General features: G+C 41.3%; 17 protein-coding genes and 1 riboswitch. Of the genes, 5 read left to right on the plus strand and 12 right to left on the minus strand.

Annotated features, from left to right (window positions below; genetic code table 11):
* Nucleotides 1-201: 201 nt before the first annotated feature.
* Nucleotides 202-1,089: a nucleotidyltransferase-like protein gene (locus AYJ08_RS17800; RefSeq protein WP_064018837.1), complete on the minus strand. Its 888-nt coding sequence runs from the start codon at nt 1,087-1,089 to the stop codon at nt 202-204.
* Nucleotides 1,090-1,336: 247 nt separating this feature from the next.
* Between AYJ08_RS17800 and AYJ08_RS17805 the strand changes: the two genes are divergently transcribed.
* The gene (locus AYJ08_RS17805; protein WP_003335390.1) at nt 1,337-1,753 is read left to right on the plus strand and encodes a DUF2614 family zinc ribbon-containing protein; all 417 of its coding nucleotides are present in this window, start codon (nt 1,337-1,339) and stop codon (nt 1,751-1,753) included.
* Nucleotides 1,754-1,843: 90 nt separating this feature from the next.
* On the opposite strand, the gene AYJ08_RS17810 is transcribed toward AYJ08_RS17805, so the two are convergent.
* The 3 genes from AYJ08_RS17810 to nth form a co-directional block, all read right to left on the minus strand.
* Nucleotides 1,844-3,580 (minus strand): glycosyl hydrolase family 18 protein, encoded by a 1,737-nt coding sequence (locus tag AYJ08_RS17810; RefSeq protein WP_064018838.1) that lies wholly within the window; start codon nt 3,578-3,580, stop codon nt 1,844-1,846.
* Nucleotides 3,581-3,849: 269 nt separating this feature from the next.
* Entirely contained in the window at nt 3,850-4,287 is a 438-nt protein-coding gene (gene perR / locus AYJ08_RS17815) for a peroxide-responsive transcriptional repressor PerR (RefSeq protein ID WP_064018839.1), read from the minus strand.
* 196 nt (nt 4,288-4,483) lie between these two features.
* Nucleotides 4,484-5,161: an endonuclease III gene (gene nth, locus AYJ08_RS17820; RefSeq protein WP_064018840.1), complete on the minus strand. Its 678-nt coding sequence runs from the start codon at nt 5,159-5,161 to the stop codon at nt 4,484-4,486.
* Nucleotides 5,162-5,406: 245 nt separating this feature from the next.
* Between nth and AYJ08_RS17825 the strand changes: the two genes are divergently transcribed.
* The gene (locus tag AYJ08_RS17825; RefSeq protein ID WP_064018841.1) at nt 5,407-6,333 is read left to right on the plus strand and encodes a complex I NDUFA9 subunit family protein; all 927 of its coding nucleotides are present in this window, start codon (nt 5,407-5,409) and stop codon (nt 6,331-6,333) included.
* 68 nt (nt 6,334-6,401) lie between these two features.
* Here AYJ08_RS17825 and AYJ08_RS17830 read toward each other — a convergent pair whose 3' ends face one another.
* The 4 genes from AYJ08_RS17830 to bcp are packed head-to-tail and all read right to left on the minus strand — an operon-like array spanning nt 6,402 to nt 9,308.
* Nucleotides 6,402-6,950, minus strand: coding sequence for a cob(I)yrinic acid a,c-diamide adenosyltransferase (locus tag AYJ08_RS17830; RefSeq protein ID WP_064018842.1), 549 nt, complete (start codon nt 6,948-6,950; stop codon nt 6,402-6,404).
* Between the two features lie 43 nt (nt 6,951-6,993).
* Nucleotides 6,994-7,746, minus strand: coding sequence for a class I SAM-dependent methyltransferase (locus AYJ08_RS17835; protein ID WP_081873151.1), 753 nt, complete (start codon nt 7,744-7,746; stop codon nt 6,994-6,996).
* A 17-nt stretch (nt 7,747-7,763) separates the two neighbouring features.
* Complete coding sequence (locus AYJ08_RS17840) at nt 7,764-8,813, minus strand: M42 family metallopeptidase (protein WP_064018843.1); 1,050 nt, start codon at nt 8,811-8,813, stop codon at nt 7,764-7,766.
* 27 nt (nt 8,814-8,840) lie between these two features.
* A complete protein-coding gene (gene bcp, locus AYJ08_RS17845; RefSeq protein ID WP_064018844.1) occupies nt 8,841-9,308 on the minus strand; it encodes a thioredoxin-dependent thiol peroxidase in 468 nt (155 codons plus the stop codon).
* Nucleotides 9,309-9,466: 158 nt separating this feature from the next.
* On the opposite strand from bcp, the gene AYJ08_RS17850 reads away from it, so the two are divergent.
* Together AYJ08_RS17850 and AYJ08_RS17855 are read left to right on the plus strand one after the other, a co-directional pair.
* Complete coding sequence (locus AYJ08_RS17850) at nt 9,467-10,093, plus strand: helix-turn-helix domain-containing protein (RefSeq protein ID WP_081873077.1); 627 nt, start codon at nt 9,467-9,469, stop codon at nt 10,091-10,093.
* Between the two features lie 34 nt (nt 10,094-10,127).
* On the plus strand, nt 10,128-10,799 hold the full coding sequence (locus AYJ08_RS17855; protein ID WP_064018845.1) for an HAD family hydrolase: 672 nt from the start codon (nt 10,128-10,130) through the stop codon (nt 10,797-10,799).
* Between the two features lie 83 nt (nt 10,800-10,882).
* Here AYJ08_RS17855 and AYJ08_RS17860 read toward each other — a convergent pair whose 3' ends face one another.
* The 4 genes from AYJ08_RS17860 to AYJ08_RS17875 form a co-directional block, all read right to left on the minus strand.
* Nucleotides 10,883-11,524, minus strand: coding sequence for an ECF transporter S component (locus AYJ08_RS17860; RefSeq protein WP_031309436.1), 642 nt, complete (start codon nt 11,522-11,524; stop codon nt 10,883-10,885).
* Nucleotides 11,525-11,803: 279 nt separating this feature from the next.
* A riboswitch (FMN riboswitch) is annotated at nt 11,804-11,958 on the minus strand.
* 72 nt (nt 11,959-12,030) lie between these two features.
* A complete protein-coding gene (locus AYJ08_RS17865; RefSeq protein WP_031411832.1) occupies nt 12,031-12,819 on the minus strand; it encodes an ABC transporter permease in 789 nt (262 codons plus the stop codon).
* 4 nt (nt 12,820-12,823) lie between these two features.
* Complete coding sequence (locus AYJ08_RS17870) at nt 12,824-13,618, minus strand: ABC transporter permease (RefSeq protein ID WP_064018846.1); 795 nt, start codon at nt 13,616-13,618, stop codon at nt 12,824-12,826.
* 1 nt (nt 13,619) lies between these two features.
* Nucleotides 13,620-14,615 (minus strand): ABC transporter ATP-binding protein, encoded by a 996-nt coding sequence (locus AYJ08_RS17875; RefSeq protein ID WP_064018847.1) that lies wholly within the window; start codon nt 14,613-14,615, stop codon nt 13,620-13,622.
* A gap of 154 nt (nt 14,616-14,769) precedes the next feature.
* Here AYJ08_RS17875 and AYJ08_RS17880 point away from each other — a divergent pair, with 154 nt between their 5' ends.
* Complete coding sequence (locus tag AYJ08_RS17880) at nt 14,770-16,065, plus strand: glutamate-1-semialdehyde 2,1-aminomutase (RefSeq protein WP_003344121.1); 1,296 nt, start codon at nt 14,770-14,772, stop codon at nt 16,063-16,065.
* Nucleotides 16,066-16,091 lie beyond the last annotated feature (26 nt).

Raw genomic sequence — 16,091 nt, forward strand, 5'->3', positions numbered from 1 at the left:
TTTACTGTTCAGTTTTCAAGGAACATTCGTTCGCTCTTCACTAGAGGCGACTCTTATATAATATCATGTCTCTTTTCGTTTTGCAAGTCTTTTTTTCATTTACTTGCGAAGCTTTTTTCGTGTACTTCAGAACATTGCGTCCGAGACAACGTAGATTAATATAGCATGTGGATACCTGTTAAGTCAATAGCTTTTTTATTTTTATTTTTCATGTACTGCCATATAGGCTTTTTCACGTAAAAACTCTACTTCTCCGGGCAAGAATAGCTCGTGTAATAACCCACGTTTAACCATCTTATCAAGCAAAAGTGGCATGCTTTCTTTATAGTCCTCTGATTTAAATAACTTAAGCATTTGCTCTAGTCTCCATGGACGATATTCATTTTGCATTTGTTCTAAAAGAAATTCCGATCCTATTTTTATTTTAGCCATCAATTGAATTTCGATTGGAAGCAAAAGCAATTCTATCCGCTTATCCAATAGTTCTAAACTAGTTATAACTTCTTCATATAACTTATACACCGTAGGAGCTATTGTTTTTACTTTATAAAATACAGGCTCATCAAATATCTCGTCAGCTTCTACTAGCTCAAGACATGCCCAGTGAAACAAAGCTTGCAAAGCGTTCTGAAAAGAGTCTGGTATCTTTTGTTGCTGCAATAGTTCCTTAGCTTGAGAGAAATGATGTAATAACGCCATATAGTGTTTATAAATAAGCTGCTTTTTCCTCTCTCTTGGCAATTGGAGAAGACAGGACATTTTATCTTTCATAAAATTAGATTTATCAAAGATTATATCTGCCTGTTTCAGAAGCTGTCTTGCTCGTTTGGGAGCCCCTTGTAAACACCATTGCTGAATTTGCCACTGACTAACAGTGTGCTCCTCCAATGCAATTTTTTTAAATTGGTACTGTTTGACCAGCCAATTAGGTTCGTGATCATTAACAATAATAAAGGATATGAGGTCAACACCTTCTGAAAGAAGTTCAATCTTTTCGGCTTGCTCAATAGCCATAACAGACACAACACCCGCATCCATGGTCTTTTCCCATAAATACTGCTGATGATATTCCAACAAGCTCTCTTTCATCGCTCCTCACCCCCCCAATCCGGTTTTCTTACTATATAATCACGAAAGCCTTAACTCCTTTTAACAGGTTCGCTATATCAGGAAAGTTTCCTTCTTCTCTATTAAAGTTACATCTCTGCAAAAACAACCTTGATCAGAATGAGTATGCTTAACTCTTAACAAGCACATTACAATATCCTGACTATGGAAATAACTATAAAACTTTTTTGAATCCTTATGCTATACTGACAACGGGAGGTATGCACTTATGAAAAATGTAGACCGTTTAAGTAAGATTAAGCGAATTCGCGGATGGGCTAATTGGAATATGCTGATCGGTATCATCCTCATGTACATAGGGTATATATCTTTTGCCGGTTATTTATTCAAATGGTTTGTCGACATTCCATTGCTTGGCACGCTTAGTCAACAGCTCAAAGGCTCTCATATGACTTTTACCATCATCCTGATTATCGGCTTTCTGATGATGATGGTCAGTACCGTTCTATATATGGTATCCGGTATGGTCTCAACAACATCCCCACAGGTGCAGTGCCCTTCTTGTGGCAAAGTAACTAAAATGCTGGGAAAAGAAGATGCTTGTATGTTTTGCGGCCAACCACTTTTACTAGAAGAGGATACTCCAGAACCTCCATCTTCTCTTGAACAGAAGATACGTTCTTAAAGTAGTACAAAAACCAACAGCCCGCCATGCTCTTTCCTCATCACATAGAATAAAAAAAGGCAGCGAGAAAATCTCCTGCCTTTTTTCATATTAATTTAAATTGCTATGAATATGCTGCCAAATCTCTGGCTCCTCAAAGCCGCGGCGCCATGAGGCAACTCCTGCCAAATCATATTTTTTGGAAACCTCAATCCGCTTTTTGAGTGAAGTCTCATCTTCTAGCCACATCTTGTATGTCGCGTTTTCTTGTTTATCAAAATAGCTCACATAATTTTGTCCAGTAGCTTCATCATAAGTGGCTTTTAGATTACGCTCCTCCATCCACTTTTTAGCCCCCGACATGTACAAAGCGCGTGAGGACACCTTTACACTGCCATCATCTTGCTTTACTTCCTTCCATAAACGGGTGTAGAAAGGCATACCTAGTAAAAGCTTCTCTTTAGGCACTTCCGTCAACACTTGCTTCAAGCCGTTCTCTACCCATGGCAGTGACGCTACAGAACCTGCTACAGGGCTAGAGCCCCAATGTTCGTCGTAAGCCATCAGCATCGTGTAATCCACTGCTTCAGCTAAAGCCTTGCGATCTAAGAAATTAGACCAACGATCGCTCCCATGCATCATGGTAACATCAACAGACACCGTTAACTCCTGCTCATGTAAATATGGTGTTAATTCGCGAACAAATTGAACAAATCGCTGCTTGTCATCTAAATATACATCCTCAAAATCGATATTGATCCCGTCAACCTGATACAAATTAGCATATTGCACAATCTGTGTAATCATCTTTTGACGAGTTTCAAAATCAGATAGCACTGCCTTAGTCCAGTCTGGATTAAATCCATTAGATACAACTGCCCATACTTTATATCCTTCGCGATGAGCCCATCTTACATAGGAAGCGTCCGCTTTATTGCCAACCGTTCCTTTGTCGTCTTTTAATTCAAACCAAGTAGGAGCTACCACATGCAATCCCTGCATTTTAGGGATGCTATCCAATTTAGGATTTCGGTTAACCACTTGCTCCCAAACCACATTTAATTTTTGTCCGTCCGGCTTCCATGCAGTATTTCTTTCCTTTGGAGCATCAATATTCACTTCTACCTGATAAGAATCTAATTTCTTAACCTGATCCATTGGCAAATAACCAAGAACCCCTTCATTCGATAAAAGATGATACCAGCCGTTTGTTTCGTTTAAGATTGTTACCTTTTGACCGTCTACAAGATCAGAGACAATGGGACTTTCTTTAGTTGCATCTAATCTCATTGGTAATGTCTTATCTTTTTCAGAGATAACCTGTCCTTGCTGAATGGTATCGCCGTTGTTTTCCACTGAAATAACATCTTTGCCTTCCATTTTCCGCAAATGAATACCATATATTTTTTCTAACGGGCTAACCGGAACGTATTTTTCTCCGTCAATAATTGTGACAGGTACACGTAAATCAACTGGTTTTTTATTAACAAATGCTTGTAATTTTTCGCTCGGCATTTGGATAACTTTATCTTTGGTAGTAATGATAACAGAGCGACTAGGTTCATCCCAATATAAGTGCTGGTCGATTTGTTCCTTTAAAAATGAAAAAGGTAACAGGACCTCGTCCTCTTTCATTTGATAGGATTGCAAAACTGCCTTTCCTTTATGTACGATTACCTGTTGGCGCCCATCATATGGAGTAACTCGCTGATGACTACCGTATTGTACATACATCCAGATAAAATATCCTACTACAGCAAGTATGACCAAAAATAGCAACTTAGGAAAAAGCCTATTCCTTCTTCTTTTTCGCCTTGGACGTTTTGACGTCTCTACATGTATGCTCATGACTCCTCCCAATGTATCTCAGTTCTGTTTGTTCTTCATTATAGAGACAGTTTTCAAAGCTATTTGGTTACAAACTTCTGTACATTTTGCAGTAAAATTCATAAAATGTCGAATCCTATTATGTATAGCCACTGGTTCCTTATTGCTCAGAATGCGGTTTAATGGAACTTATACGTCCGCCATGCCAATTATGCTATCAAAATATACAAAAAAAGAACCCTGCACGTCTCATACAACTGACATGAAGAGTTCTTCCAAAACACTTGTTATTACTTTGGCTTATTTTCTTGACAGCTTTGGCATACACCATAAACTTCCATACGATGTCCAGAAACATGAAAGTTAGCTTGTTCACAGGCTGCTGCCTCTACCTGAGACAAGTACGGGAAGTGAAAATCCTGAATAGCCCCGCACTCAGAACAAATAATGTGATAATGTTCATCTTCTACATTCGCATCGAATCGACTGGAAGCATCTCCGTATGTTAATTCGCGAACCAACCCCGCTTCTTTAAATACTCGCAGGTTATTATAGATGGTTGCCACGCTCATATTAGGAAATTTCCCTTCCAATGCTTTATAAATTTCATCAGCAGTTGGATGAGTCATCGTCTCAAGTAAATACGCTAATATGGCATGACGTTGCGGAGTCATACGAACACCTTGATTCTTTAAAATCTCGACAGCTCTCTCGACTTGTTGCATCATCGCCATGCACCTCACATAATATGACCTTTAAAAAGTACGTAATTAGAAATATTCTTATCCGTTAACAATAATCTAATTAGAATTGTTATAAATAAGTGTACGCTGATTCTGGAGGTTCGTCAATAACAAGCTTGAATTTGGGGCTTTGTTTCCCTTATTAGCTTGTCCAAGCCTCTCTTTTTTTCAAAAGTTACATTTAAGATGTCTTCTTAGCTGACACTCTTGGCTTCTTGTTTACTTTTCGAGCTTTCTTCCGCGTTGGGCATACATCCTCTAGGGGGCAAATGTCACATTGCGGGCTTTGTGCCTTGCAGTGATAACGACCGAAAAAAATCATTCGATGATGAGTGTCTGACCAATCCTTCTTGGGAATCTTTTTCATAAGAATTTCTTCTACCTGAACAGGAGTAGCATCGTCAGGACAGAACCCCAATCGTTTCGATATTCGCTCTACATGTGTATCTACAGCGATAGCAGGCACCCCAAATGCAACACTGACTACAACGTTAGCCGTTTTCCGTCCAACACCAGGCAGCTTTACCAGCTCTTCATGCTTGTTAGGCACTTCTCCTCCGTATTCTTCTAACAAAAGTCGACAGAGCGACTGGATGTGTTTAGCCTTGTTTTTGTATAGACCAATTTGTCTAATATCGTCTTGGAGCTCTTCTAGCGAAACCTTCAAATAGTCTTCTGGGGTCTTGTACTTTTGAAATAGGTGTTCTGTCACTTGGTTTACTTTTTTATCTGTACACTGCGCTGACAACAGTACCGCAATCGTCAACTCAAACGCGTTACTATGAGTAAGCTCACAATGCGCTTCAGGAAACATATCCGCGAGCGTCTGTAAAAATAATTTCATGGATAATCGACGCATTTCCTTTTCCCTCCTACTATACTCCGAACCAGTTTTACTTTATGCATGCGTTCTATTGTAACATATGAAAAAATTTGATGAACCCTCTTCCACTAGGGAATTCCATAGTGAAAAAAAGGGAAGAGAACATATGTAATAAGCGCCATGAGATTTGAATGTAATTCGGTTAGGGAAATGAAATAACAGGTAAATAGAGGCATGTCATAGAATGATGAATGGACAAGAGGTGTAGAGGAGGAACTTTCGTGAAAGTATTGATAACAGGCGGGTCAGGATTTGTAGGTCAAGGCATAATCGCCGCCTTACTAGAAGCTTCCCATGAGGTACACTGCTTACTTAGACAAGGCTCCGAATCAAAAATGAAAAAATTGCTTTCGAAGGCCGATCATCTCCATCTCCATACGGGCGACATTTTTGCGATAGACTCTCTCCGTGCAGCTATGCGAGATTGTGATGCGGTTATTCATTTAGTAGGTATTATAAGAGAACAGGCTGGTAAAGGAATTACTTTCTCCCGCATTCATATTGAAGGAACACGCAATGTACTGCAAGTAGCGAAAGAGCTGTCTATTCACCGCTTTCTATTCATGAGCGCGCTTGGTACGCGTCCTCAAGCTGTTAGTGGCTACCATCAGACAAAATATGAAGCGGAACAATTGGTGAAAGCATCTGGAATCCCTTATGTGATATTTCGTCCCTCCGTTATTTTTGGTCCAGGCGATGAATTCGTTACTATGCTGGCTGATTTAGTCCGCCTTCCTTTTACTCCTGTCATTGGAAGTGGGACATATCTCTTGCAGCCTGTGTCTCGCAAAACAGTAGCAGAGGTGTTTACGCAAGCACTCACTAGTGAGCTAGCTACTAATCAGATTTATGAAGTAGGCGGCCCACACCAGCTTTCCTACATGCAAATCCTACGGCACATTGGACATGCGATTGGAAAATCACATGTAAGGACGCTTCATGTACCACTATGGATGATGAAACCTATCGTTACAATGATGCAAGGGTTTTCCTTTTTTCCTATCACCACAACTCAATTAACGATGCTACAAGAAGGTAATTTTTGTGAAGATGGTGAAAAATTATACCAAGATTTTCAGATTAACAAAATTGAATTCTCTTCTGGTATATCCGAATATCTTTCACAGACTAGAACGAAGACCAGATAAATTGAAGGAGCTGGAATAAAAAACAGCCTTTCCTTATACACACATATAAGAAAAAGGCTGTTTGAGATTTATTCATGTAAATTAGGTTCAGCTTCTCCTAACTGACTATTAACATACCGAGCTGCTACAAATAAAAAGTCTGATAAACGGTTCAAATATTTAATAGCAATTGGGTTAATTGGTTCTGTCTCCATAAGCTGGGTTGCTCCGCGTTCAGCACGTCTTACTACCGTGCGAGCTACGTGAAGAGCAGCACCGGCAGGATGACCTCCTGGCAAAACAAAATTTGTCAGCGGAAGTAGCTTCGCATCTAAACAATCAATTTGTTTTTCTAAATAATCTACGTCCTCATCAACGATAGGCCAACCTACCTTTTTTCCTTCAGGTGTAGCTAGCTCTGCTCCAATATGAAATAACTTGGTTTGGATCAGATGAAACGTTTCTAACAACTCAGCCCACTTGTGCTCTTTAGGTAAAAAAGATACTGCTGCTCCAACATGCGAGTTAGCCTCATCGCACGTTCCGTATACTTCTACTCGTGGTGCATGCTTAGGAACACGTACGCCATAAACTAAAGATGTTTGACCTTTGTCTCCTGTTTTTGTATAAATCTTCATGTCATACCCACCTTTTCTTCATTTTTATAAGCAACGTAAATAATTACGCTGGGCTAGCCACTATAATGAATTCAGTACTAGTTGCATCAAATGGAGCTTTTGCAAAGCTACCGTAGCGCTCTAAAACCTTAAAACCGGCTAAACGCAATAAATGATGCAATTCTGTCGGGAAGACGTAACGCAATGTAAAGCGTCCAGTTACACGCTCCTGCATTTTTCCATTCTGATCTAGACGTTCATAGCTACGTGTCACTTCTGCTACTTGTTGAAAATAATCGTAGCGAGTAAAATCATACATCGCAACTTCCTGTCCATCCCCCAACGGATACATGCCACGAAGCGTCAATTTTTCACTCTCTTCATAGAGATGCTTGATATGTGGTACAAAGACATTAAAGACTAGCTTACCACCAGGCTGAAGATGCTCTCGTATGCAGCGCAATGCCTTCATTTGTTCCTGAATATGAAGCAAATGTAAAAAGGAGCGATAGGGTATCATGATTAAGCCAAACTTTTTTCCTAAGGAGAATTGACGCATATCCCCTTGAATAAAAGACAAACGCTCGATCACACCAGCTTCTTCTGCCTTTGTTACGGCTTTCTCCAGCATTTCCCGAGAAATTTCAAGCCCAGTCATGTCGATGCCTGCCTTAGCAAGCGGAATGGTTACTCGTCCAGTCCCACACCCTAATTCTAAGACTTCCCCTTTTGCTGCTTTAGCATATTCTTCATAAAAAGCCAAATCTCCTGCTAATCCTTGCTGTGTGAGATCATAATAGTCAGCCCAATGATACATATTCACCACTGACCCTCCTATACTACCAACTCGTCCGATAAAATATAAGCCATGACTAATTTAGCAGTATTGTCAAAAGCAGAGGAATGAGTACGCTCATGCGAGTGGGAGGCATCTACACCAGGTCCAATCAATCCATGAACAATATCATATCCAGCTCGCAGTGCGGCACTAGCATCGGAACCATAATACGGATAAATATCAACCTGATAATTAAGTCCGTTTTCATCAGCCAATGCAACTAATTTCTTGCGGAATCCATAATGATAAGGTCCAGAGGAATCCTTGGCGCAGATAGAAACACAATATTCATCGGTTGTTTGGCCCGTACCGATAGCTCCCATATCCACTGCCAAATACTCTACAGTAGCTGACGGAATGCTTGAATTACCGCCGTACCCAATCTCCTCATTATTACTGATCAAAAAATGTGTCGTGTACGGCAGCTCTAGCTTATCTTCCTGAACTGCTTTTATTATACCTAAAAGAATGGCTACGCTTGCTTTATCATCTAAGTGGCGAGATTTCACGAATCCGCTCTCTGTCACAGTCGTGCGAGGATCAAAAGAGACAAAATCACCAACGCTAATTCCAAGAGCCTTGACCTCTTGAGCATCTGTCACCTTTTCGTCCAGTCTGACCTCCATCAAATCTTCTGTACGCTCTGCCTTGCCGCTGTCGCGATACACGTGAACGGATGCTTTAGAGGTTAAAATCGTTCCTGTATAAATGTGTCCCGTAGCTGTTTCAATCTGGCAATGCTCACCTTCGATCGCATTCCATGCATAGCCACCCACCATCGAAAGCTTGAGGCGACCATTGCTTTTTATTTCTTTCACCATAGCACCGAGTGTATCTACATGAGCCGTTAATAAGCGATGCTTATCATTGTTGCGTCCTGATATTGTCGCTAACAATGCCCCTTTATTAGTCCGCTCAACATGTACACCGCTTTTGCTCAATTCCTCTGTTACCCAGGAAATTACTTGATTGGTGTTACCAGATGGGCTTGGGATTTGTGCCAATTTGACAAATGTATCAATCATGTAAGACAGGGACAAGTTCATCGAATCCTTCCTCTCCTCTTGCTGTTTTTAGACTAGATGTTCTTTTATGTATGCTACTACTTGCTGCACATGATCCTTTACTTTAACTTTGGGGTATATCTGTGCAATCTTGCCTTCTGTATCTAAAATAAAAGTGGAACGCTCAATACCCATATACTCTCGGCCATACATTTTTTTGAGTACCCACACTCCGTACGATTCTGCAACACTATGGTCTTCATCCGCAATTAAAGGAAACGGCAATTCGTGTTTTGCAATAAACTTATCATGGGAAGTAACGCTATCCGGACTTACCCCAAGCACAACTGTGTTAAGAGTGGCAAATTCAGCATGATAATCTCGGAAATCACATGCTTCCGTCGTACATCCAGGCGTGGAGTCCTTTGGATAAAAATAAAGCACGACGTTTTTGCCGCGATAATCTTCTAGGTTTATCGTTTGCCCATTACTTGCAGGTTTTTTAAAAGTTGGTGCTATTTGACCGACTTCCAACATGAAAATCCCTTCTTTCCTTCATTTTTTTTATTGTAACAAAAGTTAGGTTCAGGAAAAAGAAAAGGGAGAAGATGCATTGCACTTTACTTAATAAAACATTACGATTACATAATAGTAAAAATTCCGACCTTTCCAAATAGAAAAAGGAGAACCTGGTGGTGGCTAACGTGATAAAAGAAGTATTTGAAATAACAGATCCTGAGGCACTTAAATCCTTCGCTGTGCCTGAAAGAGTTAAAATTTTACAGCTTTTTGAAGACCTAGAGCCTCGAACTGCAAAGCAAATTGCTACTGAACTGGGGGAAAACGCGGCACGGCTACATTACCATGTTAAGGAATTGGTAAAAGTTGGTCTGTTACAACAAGTGGATACCCGTGTAAAAGGCTCCATTGTAGAAAAATACTATCAGCCAATTGCAAAAGTCATCAGGGCTAATTTGCACCTCGTTGTGGAGGAAAATGCTCAGCAATTAAGTGAAATCATGTTCTCTCCGTTACATGCGGCTGAACAGGAGCTTCTTTATACCATGAATCATCTGGCTGCATCTGACATTGATAAACGAAAGGACTATCAAGACACCTTTGCATACAACTTTGGGAATTTACATTTGACAAAAGAAGAACGTAATCAGCTTTTTAGTGAAATGAAGGATCTCTACCAGCGTTATAAAGACAACAAGCCGTCAGCCGATCGTCTAAACTTTCATTACCTAAATCTGCTTTTCCCGACTTCACCGCGTCAAGATGATCCAGATAATGCTGAATTCGTAGACGATGATGAATAAGTAGCCCAACCTATCCAGAAAGGAGCTGCCATGCATGCATAAGTCCGAAGCATACACCGTACTGTTTGATTTTGATGGAACGATTGCTGATACATTACCAGCCATTTTTACAGCCATGCGCCATACCTTTTATACGTTTCTGCAAGAGGAGTATTCTGATCAGCAGATTATGGAATTATTCGGGCCACCGGAAGCAGGAATTATCAAAGACAAGATTCCGTCTGAGAGATATGAGGAAGCTCTTCAATGCTTTTATGACAAATATGTAGATGAGCACCGCGGACTAGTAACCCCTGCACCTCTGCTCACTATGCTGGAAGCTTTAAAGCACGCAGGTATTCAGATGGGAATTATTACGGGGAAAGGCAGAAGAAGTGCCGATCTTTCTCTTGAGGCATTAAAACTGACCGATTATTTTCAAATTGTCATAGCAGGTGATGAAGTAACAAATCATAAGCCGCATCCTGAAGGCATTCTTCATGCAATGCAACAGCTCCGAGCCTGCCCGGAACATACTCTTTATGTAGGAGACAGCCAAGCTGATGTCACCGCGGCTAGAGCTGCCGGCATTTATGCGGTTGGTGTGAATTGGTTTCCTGCATCGCAGAGCAATGGGATTTTTGATCCTTCTCCCGATGTATTATTTACAGAACCTTTGATGATGATGGAATGGCTGTTAAAAAGATGGAATATAGACAGTAAATAAGCTCAAAGAAAAAAGAGGCCTCCCTTATCTAGCTAGGAGCAACCTCTTTTTTTCTTTCTGTTTTATGCAAAATTCGTCTTAGCTTACGAAATAACTGGTTTACTTGACGAAGCAGGATTGGTGACTAGTAAGCCAAGTCGTGCAGACATTTTGACAAATACCGGGTAAGCAATCAACGACAGCAGGACACCTTTGATAATATTAAAAGGTACAATACCAAGTAAGATCATACTCCACAGACTTTCCATATGGAACATCTGCAGTAATTGCTCTATCGAAATTGAGTAGAGTACCGCATAGAAAGGCAACAATAAAAAGTAGTTGGCCATAGCCATAATCACTGTCATAACAAGCGTACCTGCCGATAGCCCCAAAACAAAACCGACTTTATTTTTATATAAGCGCTGTGTATAAACAGCCAAAAACACAAAGCTTCCGCCTGCAAGCGTATTCGCAATTTCTCCAATAATAAAACCATCTGTGTTTTTTAGCAGAAGATGCAAGCCATTTTTTAAGACTTCAATGAGCACTCCCGCTGCTGGGCCAAAGACAAGCCCGCCAATAATGGCTGGTACCGTACTAAAATCAAGCTTTAAAAAAGTCGGCATCAACGGCACATGAAACTCCAGATAGTACAAAAGAAACGCAATGGCTGAAAGCATAGGGATCGTAACTAGCTTTCTCAGACGCTGTCTTTGAATCGTGTGACTTGTTTTTCCTTGCATGTTGACCATCCTCTCTTTATCTTTCTCCTTCTTGAGAGATGGCAACAGCAATCCGCAACCACGTGTTATTTTTTCACTCTACTGCAAAACAAACTTACGACGACTGTTCCGCTCTTAGAAAAGAATAAAAAAGCCCCCAAAAAAGCATCATGCTTCTTCAGGGGCATACTGACGATCTTTACCATAATCCAGAGGGTATAGGGAAACAAAGGGCTGTTTATCGAGCAGTCCTCTCCCTCAGCCGACACAACAAAATAAGCACGTGTGCATCGTACTGTCGTCATCCTTCTCCCATCCAGACTGTACTGTCGGCTCTGGATTCTCACCAGATCCTGCACACTTCTGCCTCATTTTGAGCAAAAGTGGCTCGCGGGCTAACGCTCGATATGCGCATCACCGCCGGTCGGGAATCTCACCCTGCCCCGAAGGAATTGTGAAATTTTTCTCACGCAACTATTATACTCTGAAATTCCACGTATGACAATATCATTTTATGCAGCTATTCCTCACGAGCCTGCACCGCTATATTTTTTAACCCCTTGGTTCCAGATTAAAATCCCTAAGGTAAAAAAGATGATTCCCATCACAGGAGTCAGCATTGTGTACCCATATAAATCCTCTTTTTTCAAAAAATAAGCAGAAGGATAGAAGCCTACAAATGCGAATGGCAAAATCCATTTCAATAAAATTGCGATTGCATTGTTGTAAATGTCTACTGGATATCGCCCATAGTTTTGAATATTCCAGATCATAGGAGCAATTCCCGTACGTGAGTCGCTATAAAAGCTCACGGATGCTATTGCAGTATAAACACCACCGTAGATCAAGGTACTGCTCAATACTAACAGGATAAAGATAATGGGATCGTACCAGGAGATTGTAAGCTGTAGCTTCCATCCCGCATACAGCATAATTAACAGCCCCGTCAGGACTCCAAATATACGATCTGGTGAAATGGATTCCAGCGAAATTTGCGCTAAATGATTGACAGGCCGCGTCAAGATGCGATCCATCTCTCCTCTGATAATATAGCGCTCATTAAAATCCCAAAAACCAAAAAACATCGTAAACAAGGCATAGGGAACTAAAAAGTATCCATAAATAAAAATAATCTCATACATCGTCCAGCCCTGAATGTTTGGAACATGTGTAAATACAACTAAAATGAATACCAGATTTAACAGTTCACTTACGATATTGGACAGCAATTCAGCGATGAAGTTGGCCCGATACGACAGTTTTACTTTAAAATACTGGCTGAGATAATCTTGAAACAAACGTATAACTTGCCCCATCTGGCTATCCTCCTTGCACGACCAAATTTCGTTTTGCACGTTGCCACAACAGAATAATTGGTATAAACAATAACGCGATCCAAATAACCTGTGTGCCAATTGCTATCCAGGCTTTCTCACCATGGAGTGCCCCTGTAAAAATCATACTAGGCGTAAAATTGATAGCCTGAAACGGCAGATATTGCAAGATCGTTTGGGTGACTCCAGGAAAGAAACTAATCGGAATAACAACACCTGACAGCAAATCTACCACCATGCGCTTTGCCATAATCATCCCTTCATTTCTCATGAAGAAAAACGTTAGTAGGCCTGTGAGCAAATTAATTTGGGTATTTACCACAAAACCAAGTAACAAGCTTGCACTGTACATCCCCCATATTTCCCCACTGTTCGGAAATTCGAACGGAATGAACAACCGAACGATGAGAAGTCCCGGAAAAGCAAAAAACACAAGGCGAAAAATCCCTTCTCCCAATGCTTGTGCTGTTTTGACTGACAGGTAATTATAAGGACGAATCAGCTCAGTAGCTACTTTTCCTTCTCTGACATCCTGACCTATTTCTTGGTCGATATTGTTAAAGTAGAAGGCACGAGACATCCAAGCAATTGCTACATAAGAGGTCATTTGAACCAAAGACATGCCAACGAGATTGTCCTGCCCGGAATAGATTGCTCCCCATAAGAAGTAATAAGCTCCGATATTAATCGCATAAATGATGATCCCGCTGTAGTAATTTACCCGGTAAGCAAGCATGGTCAGAAAGCGAATTCGTATCAGCTCTTGATAAAGTTTCCACATGCTAAAATCCCCCGCTTGTCGTCGAGTAAATGTTACGTACAATCTCTTCCGTGGAGGTTTCTTTGATTGTTACATCGGTTAGTTCAAAGCTAGCCATCACTTGCGTTAAAATGGCCGGCAGCTTTTCATGCTGAAAGGAAACAGATAGGGAGTATGCATTGATGCCCTCAATACTACATTCAAAATCAGATAAAGTAGCCCGCAGATTCTCTGCAGTCATTTTTTGTTTAAATTGGAATACTACTTCGGTTTTATTCCCCCAGCGTTCCTTCAAATCAGTTAAGAGTCCGTCAAAAATCAACTTGCCGCTGTCCATCACTAAGACTCGTTTACACAGTGCTTCAATATCAGATACATCGTGTGTAGTAAGCAAAACGGTGGTATTTTCTGTTTCGTTTAGACTTTTTAGGAAGTCGCGAATCTTTTGTTTTACCAGTACATCTAAGCCTACTGTTGGCTCATCAAGGAACAACAGCTTCGGTTTATGAATCAGAGCAGCAGCGATTTCACAGCGCATTCTCTGTCCAAGACTTAATTTGCGAACAGGCTGCTGAATGAATGAGCCCATGTCTAATTCTTCTATTAAACGATCCTGCCACGCCTGTCCTGCTTCCTCCTCTACCTTATAGACCCGGCGCAATAGACGAAACGACTCTAATGGAGACAAGTCCCACCACAGTTGTGAACGTTGCCCAAAAACAACCCCGATCGACTCAACATATTTTTCTCGATCCCGGTACGGATGATAGCCATTAATTAAAATCTCTCCGCTTGAAGGGGTTAAAATGCCTGTCAGCATTTTGATAGTTGTTGATTTACCGGCTCCATTTTCACCGATTAAGGCAAACATCTCACCTGCTTGTACCTCGAAGCTAAGCTCATGAACAGCACGAACTGTTTTATATTCTCGTTGAAAGAGATCGCGAAAAGCACCAGACAAGCCATTGCGAGCTTGGTGAATGCGAAATACTTTCTCTAATTGCGTAACATTTATCATATTTCTCGCGTTCCTTCCTCTCCTGCTTTATGATGTAACTGCCACGATAGATAGTGTATATGAGCCAAAGACAACTTGCAAAAAGAAACTTGCCCCAAATACACTTGGTATCCTATGTTATGATAAAAGGGTCGAAAAAGGAGTGAAAGAAATCATGAATCGTGAACAATCAACTAAACTGCATGAACAAGCTTACGGTGTTATTGTCGGGGGCGTAAACAGCCCTTCCCGTTCGTTTAAGGCCGTTGGTGGCGGTTCTCCTGTCGTCATGGCCAAAGCACAAGGAGCTTATTTTTGGGACGTAGATGGAAATAAATACATAGATTATCTGGCAGCGTACGGTCCCATCATTACTGGGCATGCTCATCCACACGTTACAAAGGCAATCGTGGACGCGGCACAAAATGGCACACTGTATGGCACGCCAACTCCTTGGGAGATTACCTTTGCTGAGATGATTCGGGAAGCCATTCCTTCCATGGAGCGTATTCGTTTTAATAACTCAGGTACAGAATCTGTTATGACGTGCATTCGTGTAGCTCGTGCCTATACCAATCGCACAAAAATCATTAAATTCGCTGGCTGCTACCACGGCCATTCTGATTTAGTCCTAGTAGCTGCCGGTTCTGGTCCTTCCACACTAGGTATTCCGGATAGCGCTGGTATCCCACAAAGCATTGCTAACGAGGTTATTACCGTTCCGTTTAATAATGTTGACGCGTATAAAGATGCGCTAGAAAAATGGGGACATGAAATTGCTGCTGTTTTAGTTGAGCCAATTGTTGGTAACTTCGGGATCGTAATGCCTCAAAAAGGATTCCTGGAAGAAGTTAATCGCCTGACTCACGAGGCCGGAGCCCTTGTGGTATATGATGAGGTAATTACTGCCTTCCGCTTCTGCTATGGTGGAGCACAGAACTTATTAGGAGTAGAGCCTGATTTGACTGCCTTAGGTAAAATTATTGGCGGCGGGTTGCCAATTGGGGCATATGGCGGTCGTCGTGAAATCATGGAGCAAGTAGCGCCTCTTGGACCTGCTTATCAAGCTGGTACACATGCCGGAAACCCTGCCTCCATTAAAGCGGGTATCGCATGCTTAGAAGTGCTCAAACAACCAGGCGTATACGAAGAGCTCGATCGTCTCGGCATGCTCTTGGAAGCTGGGATTAGTAAAGCCGCAGAAAGCCACGGCATAACCATTCGCATTAATCGCGTAAAAGGTGCTTTAGCTGTTTATTTTACCGATGCAACCGTTACGGATTATGATGGAGCCCAAAGTGCTGATGGAGAACAGTTTGCCCAATTCTTCCGTTTGTTATTGGACGAAGGAATTTGTCTGGCTCCTTCTAAATATGAGGCTTGGTTTATCACAACAGCTCATACTGAGTCAGATATTAAACAGACAATCGAAGCAGTAGACCGTTGCTTTGCTAAAATGGCACAGAAATAAAACATCACAAAGGCCTCCAAACGTGT

The sequence above is a fragment of the Brevibacillus sp. SKDU10 genome, from assembly GCF_001645205.1.
Taxonomy (GTDB): Bacteria; Bacillota; Bacilli; order Brevibacillales; family Brevibacillaceae; genus Brevibacillus_B; species Brevibacillus_B halotolerans.

What these genes read in the sequence shown, in the direction of transcription:
- AYJ08_RS17800 (WP_064018837.1), bottom strand. Translation starts at nt 1,089, where the DNA reads ATGAAAGAGAGCTTGTTGGAATATCATCAGCAGTATTTATGGGAAAAG.
- AYJ08_RS17805 (WP_003335390.1), top strand. Translation starts at nt 1,337, where the DNA reads ATGAAAAATGTAGACCGTTTAAGTAAGATTAAGCGAATTCGCGGATGG.
- AYJ08_RS17810 (WP_064018838.1), bottom strand. Translation starts at nt 3,580, where the DNA reads ATGAGCATACATGTAGAGACGTCAAAACGTCCAAGGCGAAAAAGAAGA.
- perR (WP_064018839.1), bottom strand. Translation starts at nt 4,287, where the DNA reads ATGATGCAACAAGTCGAGAGAGCTGTCGAGATTTTAAAGAATCAAGGT.
- nth (WP_064018840.1), bottom strand. Translation starts at nt 5,161, where the DNA reads ATGCGTCGATTATCCATGAAATTATTTTTACAGACGCTCGCGGATATG.
- AYJ08_RS17830 (WP_064018842.1), bottom strand. Translation starts at nt 6,950, where the DNA reads ATGAAGATTTATACAAAAACAGGAGACAAAGGTCAAACATCTTTAGTT.
- AYJ08_RS17835 (WP_081873151.1), bottom strand. Translation starts at nt 7,746, where the DNA reads ATGTATCATTGGGCTGACTATTATGATCTCACACAGCAAGGATTAGCA.
- AYJ08_RS17840 (WP_064018843.1), bottom strand. Translation starts at nt 8,813, where the DNA reads ATGAACTTGTCCCTGTCTTACATGATTGATACATTTGTCAAATTGGCA.
- bcp (WP_064018844.1), bottom strand. Translation starts at nt 9,308, where the DNA reads ATGTTGGAAGTCGGTCAAATAGCACCAACTTTTAAAAAACCTGCAAGT.
- AYJ08_RS17855 (WP_064018845.1), top strand. Translation starts at nt 10,128, where the DNA reads ATGCATAAGTCCGAAGCATACACCGTACTGTTTGATTTTGATGGAACG.
- AYJ08_RS17860 (WP_031309436.1), bottom strand. Translation starts at nt 11,524, where the DNA reads ATGCAAGGAAAAACAAGTCACACGATTCAAAGACAGCGTCTGAGAAAG.
- AYJ08_RS17865 (WP_031411832.1), bottom strand. Translation starts at nt 12,819, where the DNA reads ATGGGGCAAGTTATACGTTTGTTTCAAGATTATCTCAGCCAGTATTTT.
- AYJ08_RS17870 (WP_064018846.1), bottom strand. Translation starts at nt 13,618, where the DNA reads ATGTGGAAACTTTATCAAGAGCTGATACGAATTCGCTTTCTGACCATG.
- AYJ08_RS17875 (WP_064018847.1), bottom strand. Translation starts at nt 14,615, where the DNA reads ATGATAAATGTTACGCAATTAGAGAAAGTATTTCGCATTCACCAAGCT.
- AYJ08_RS17880 (WP_003344121.1), top strand. Translation starts at nt 14,770, where the DNA reads ATGAATCGTGAACAATCAACTAAACTGCATGAACAAGCTTACGGTGTT.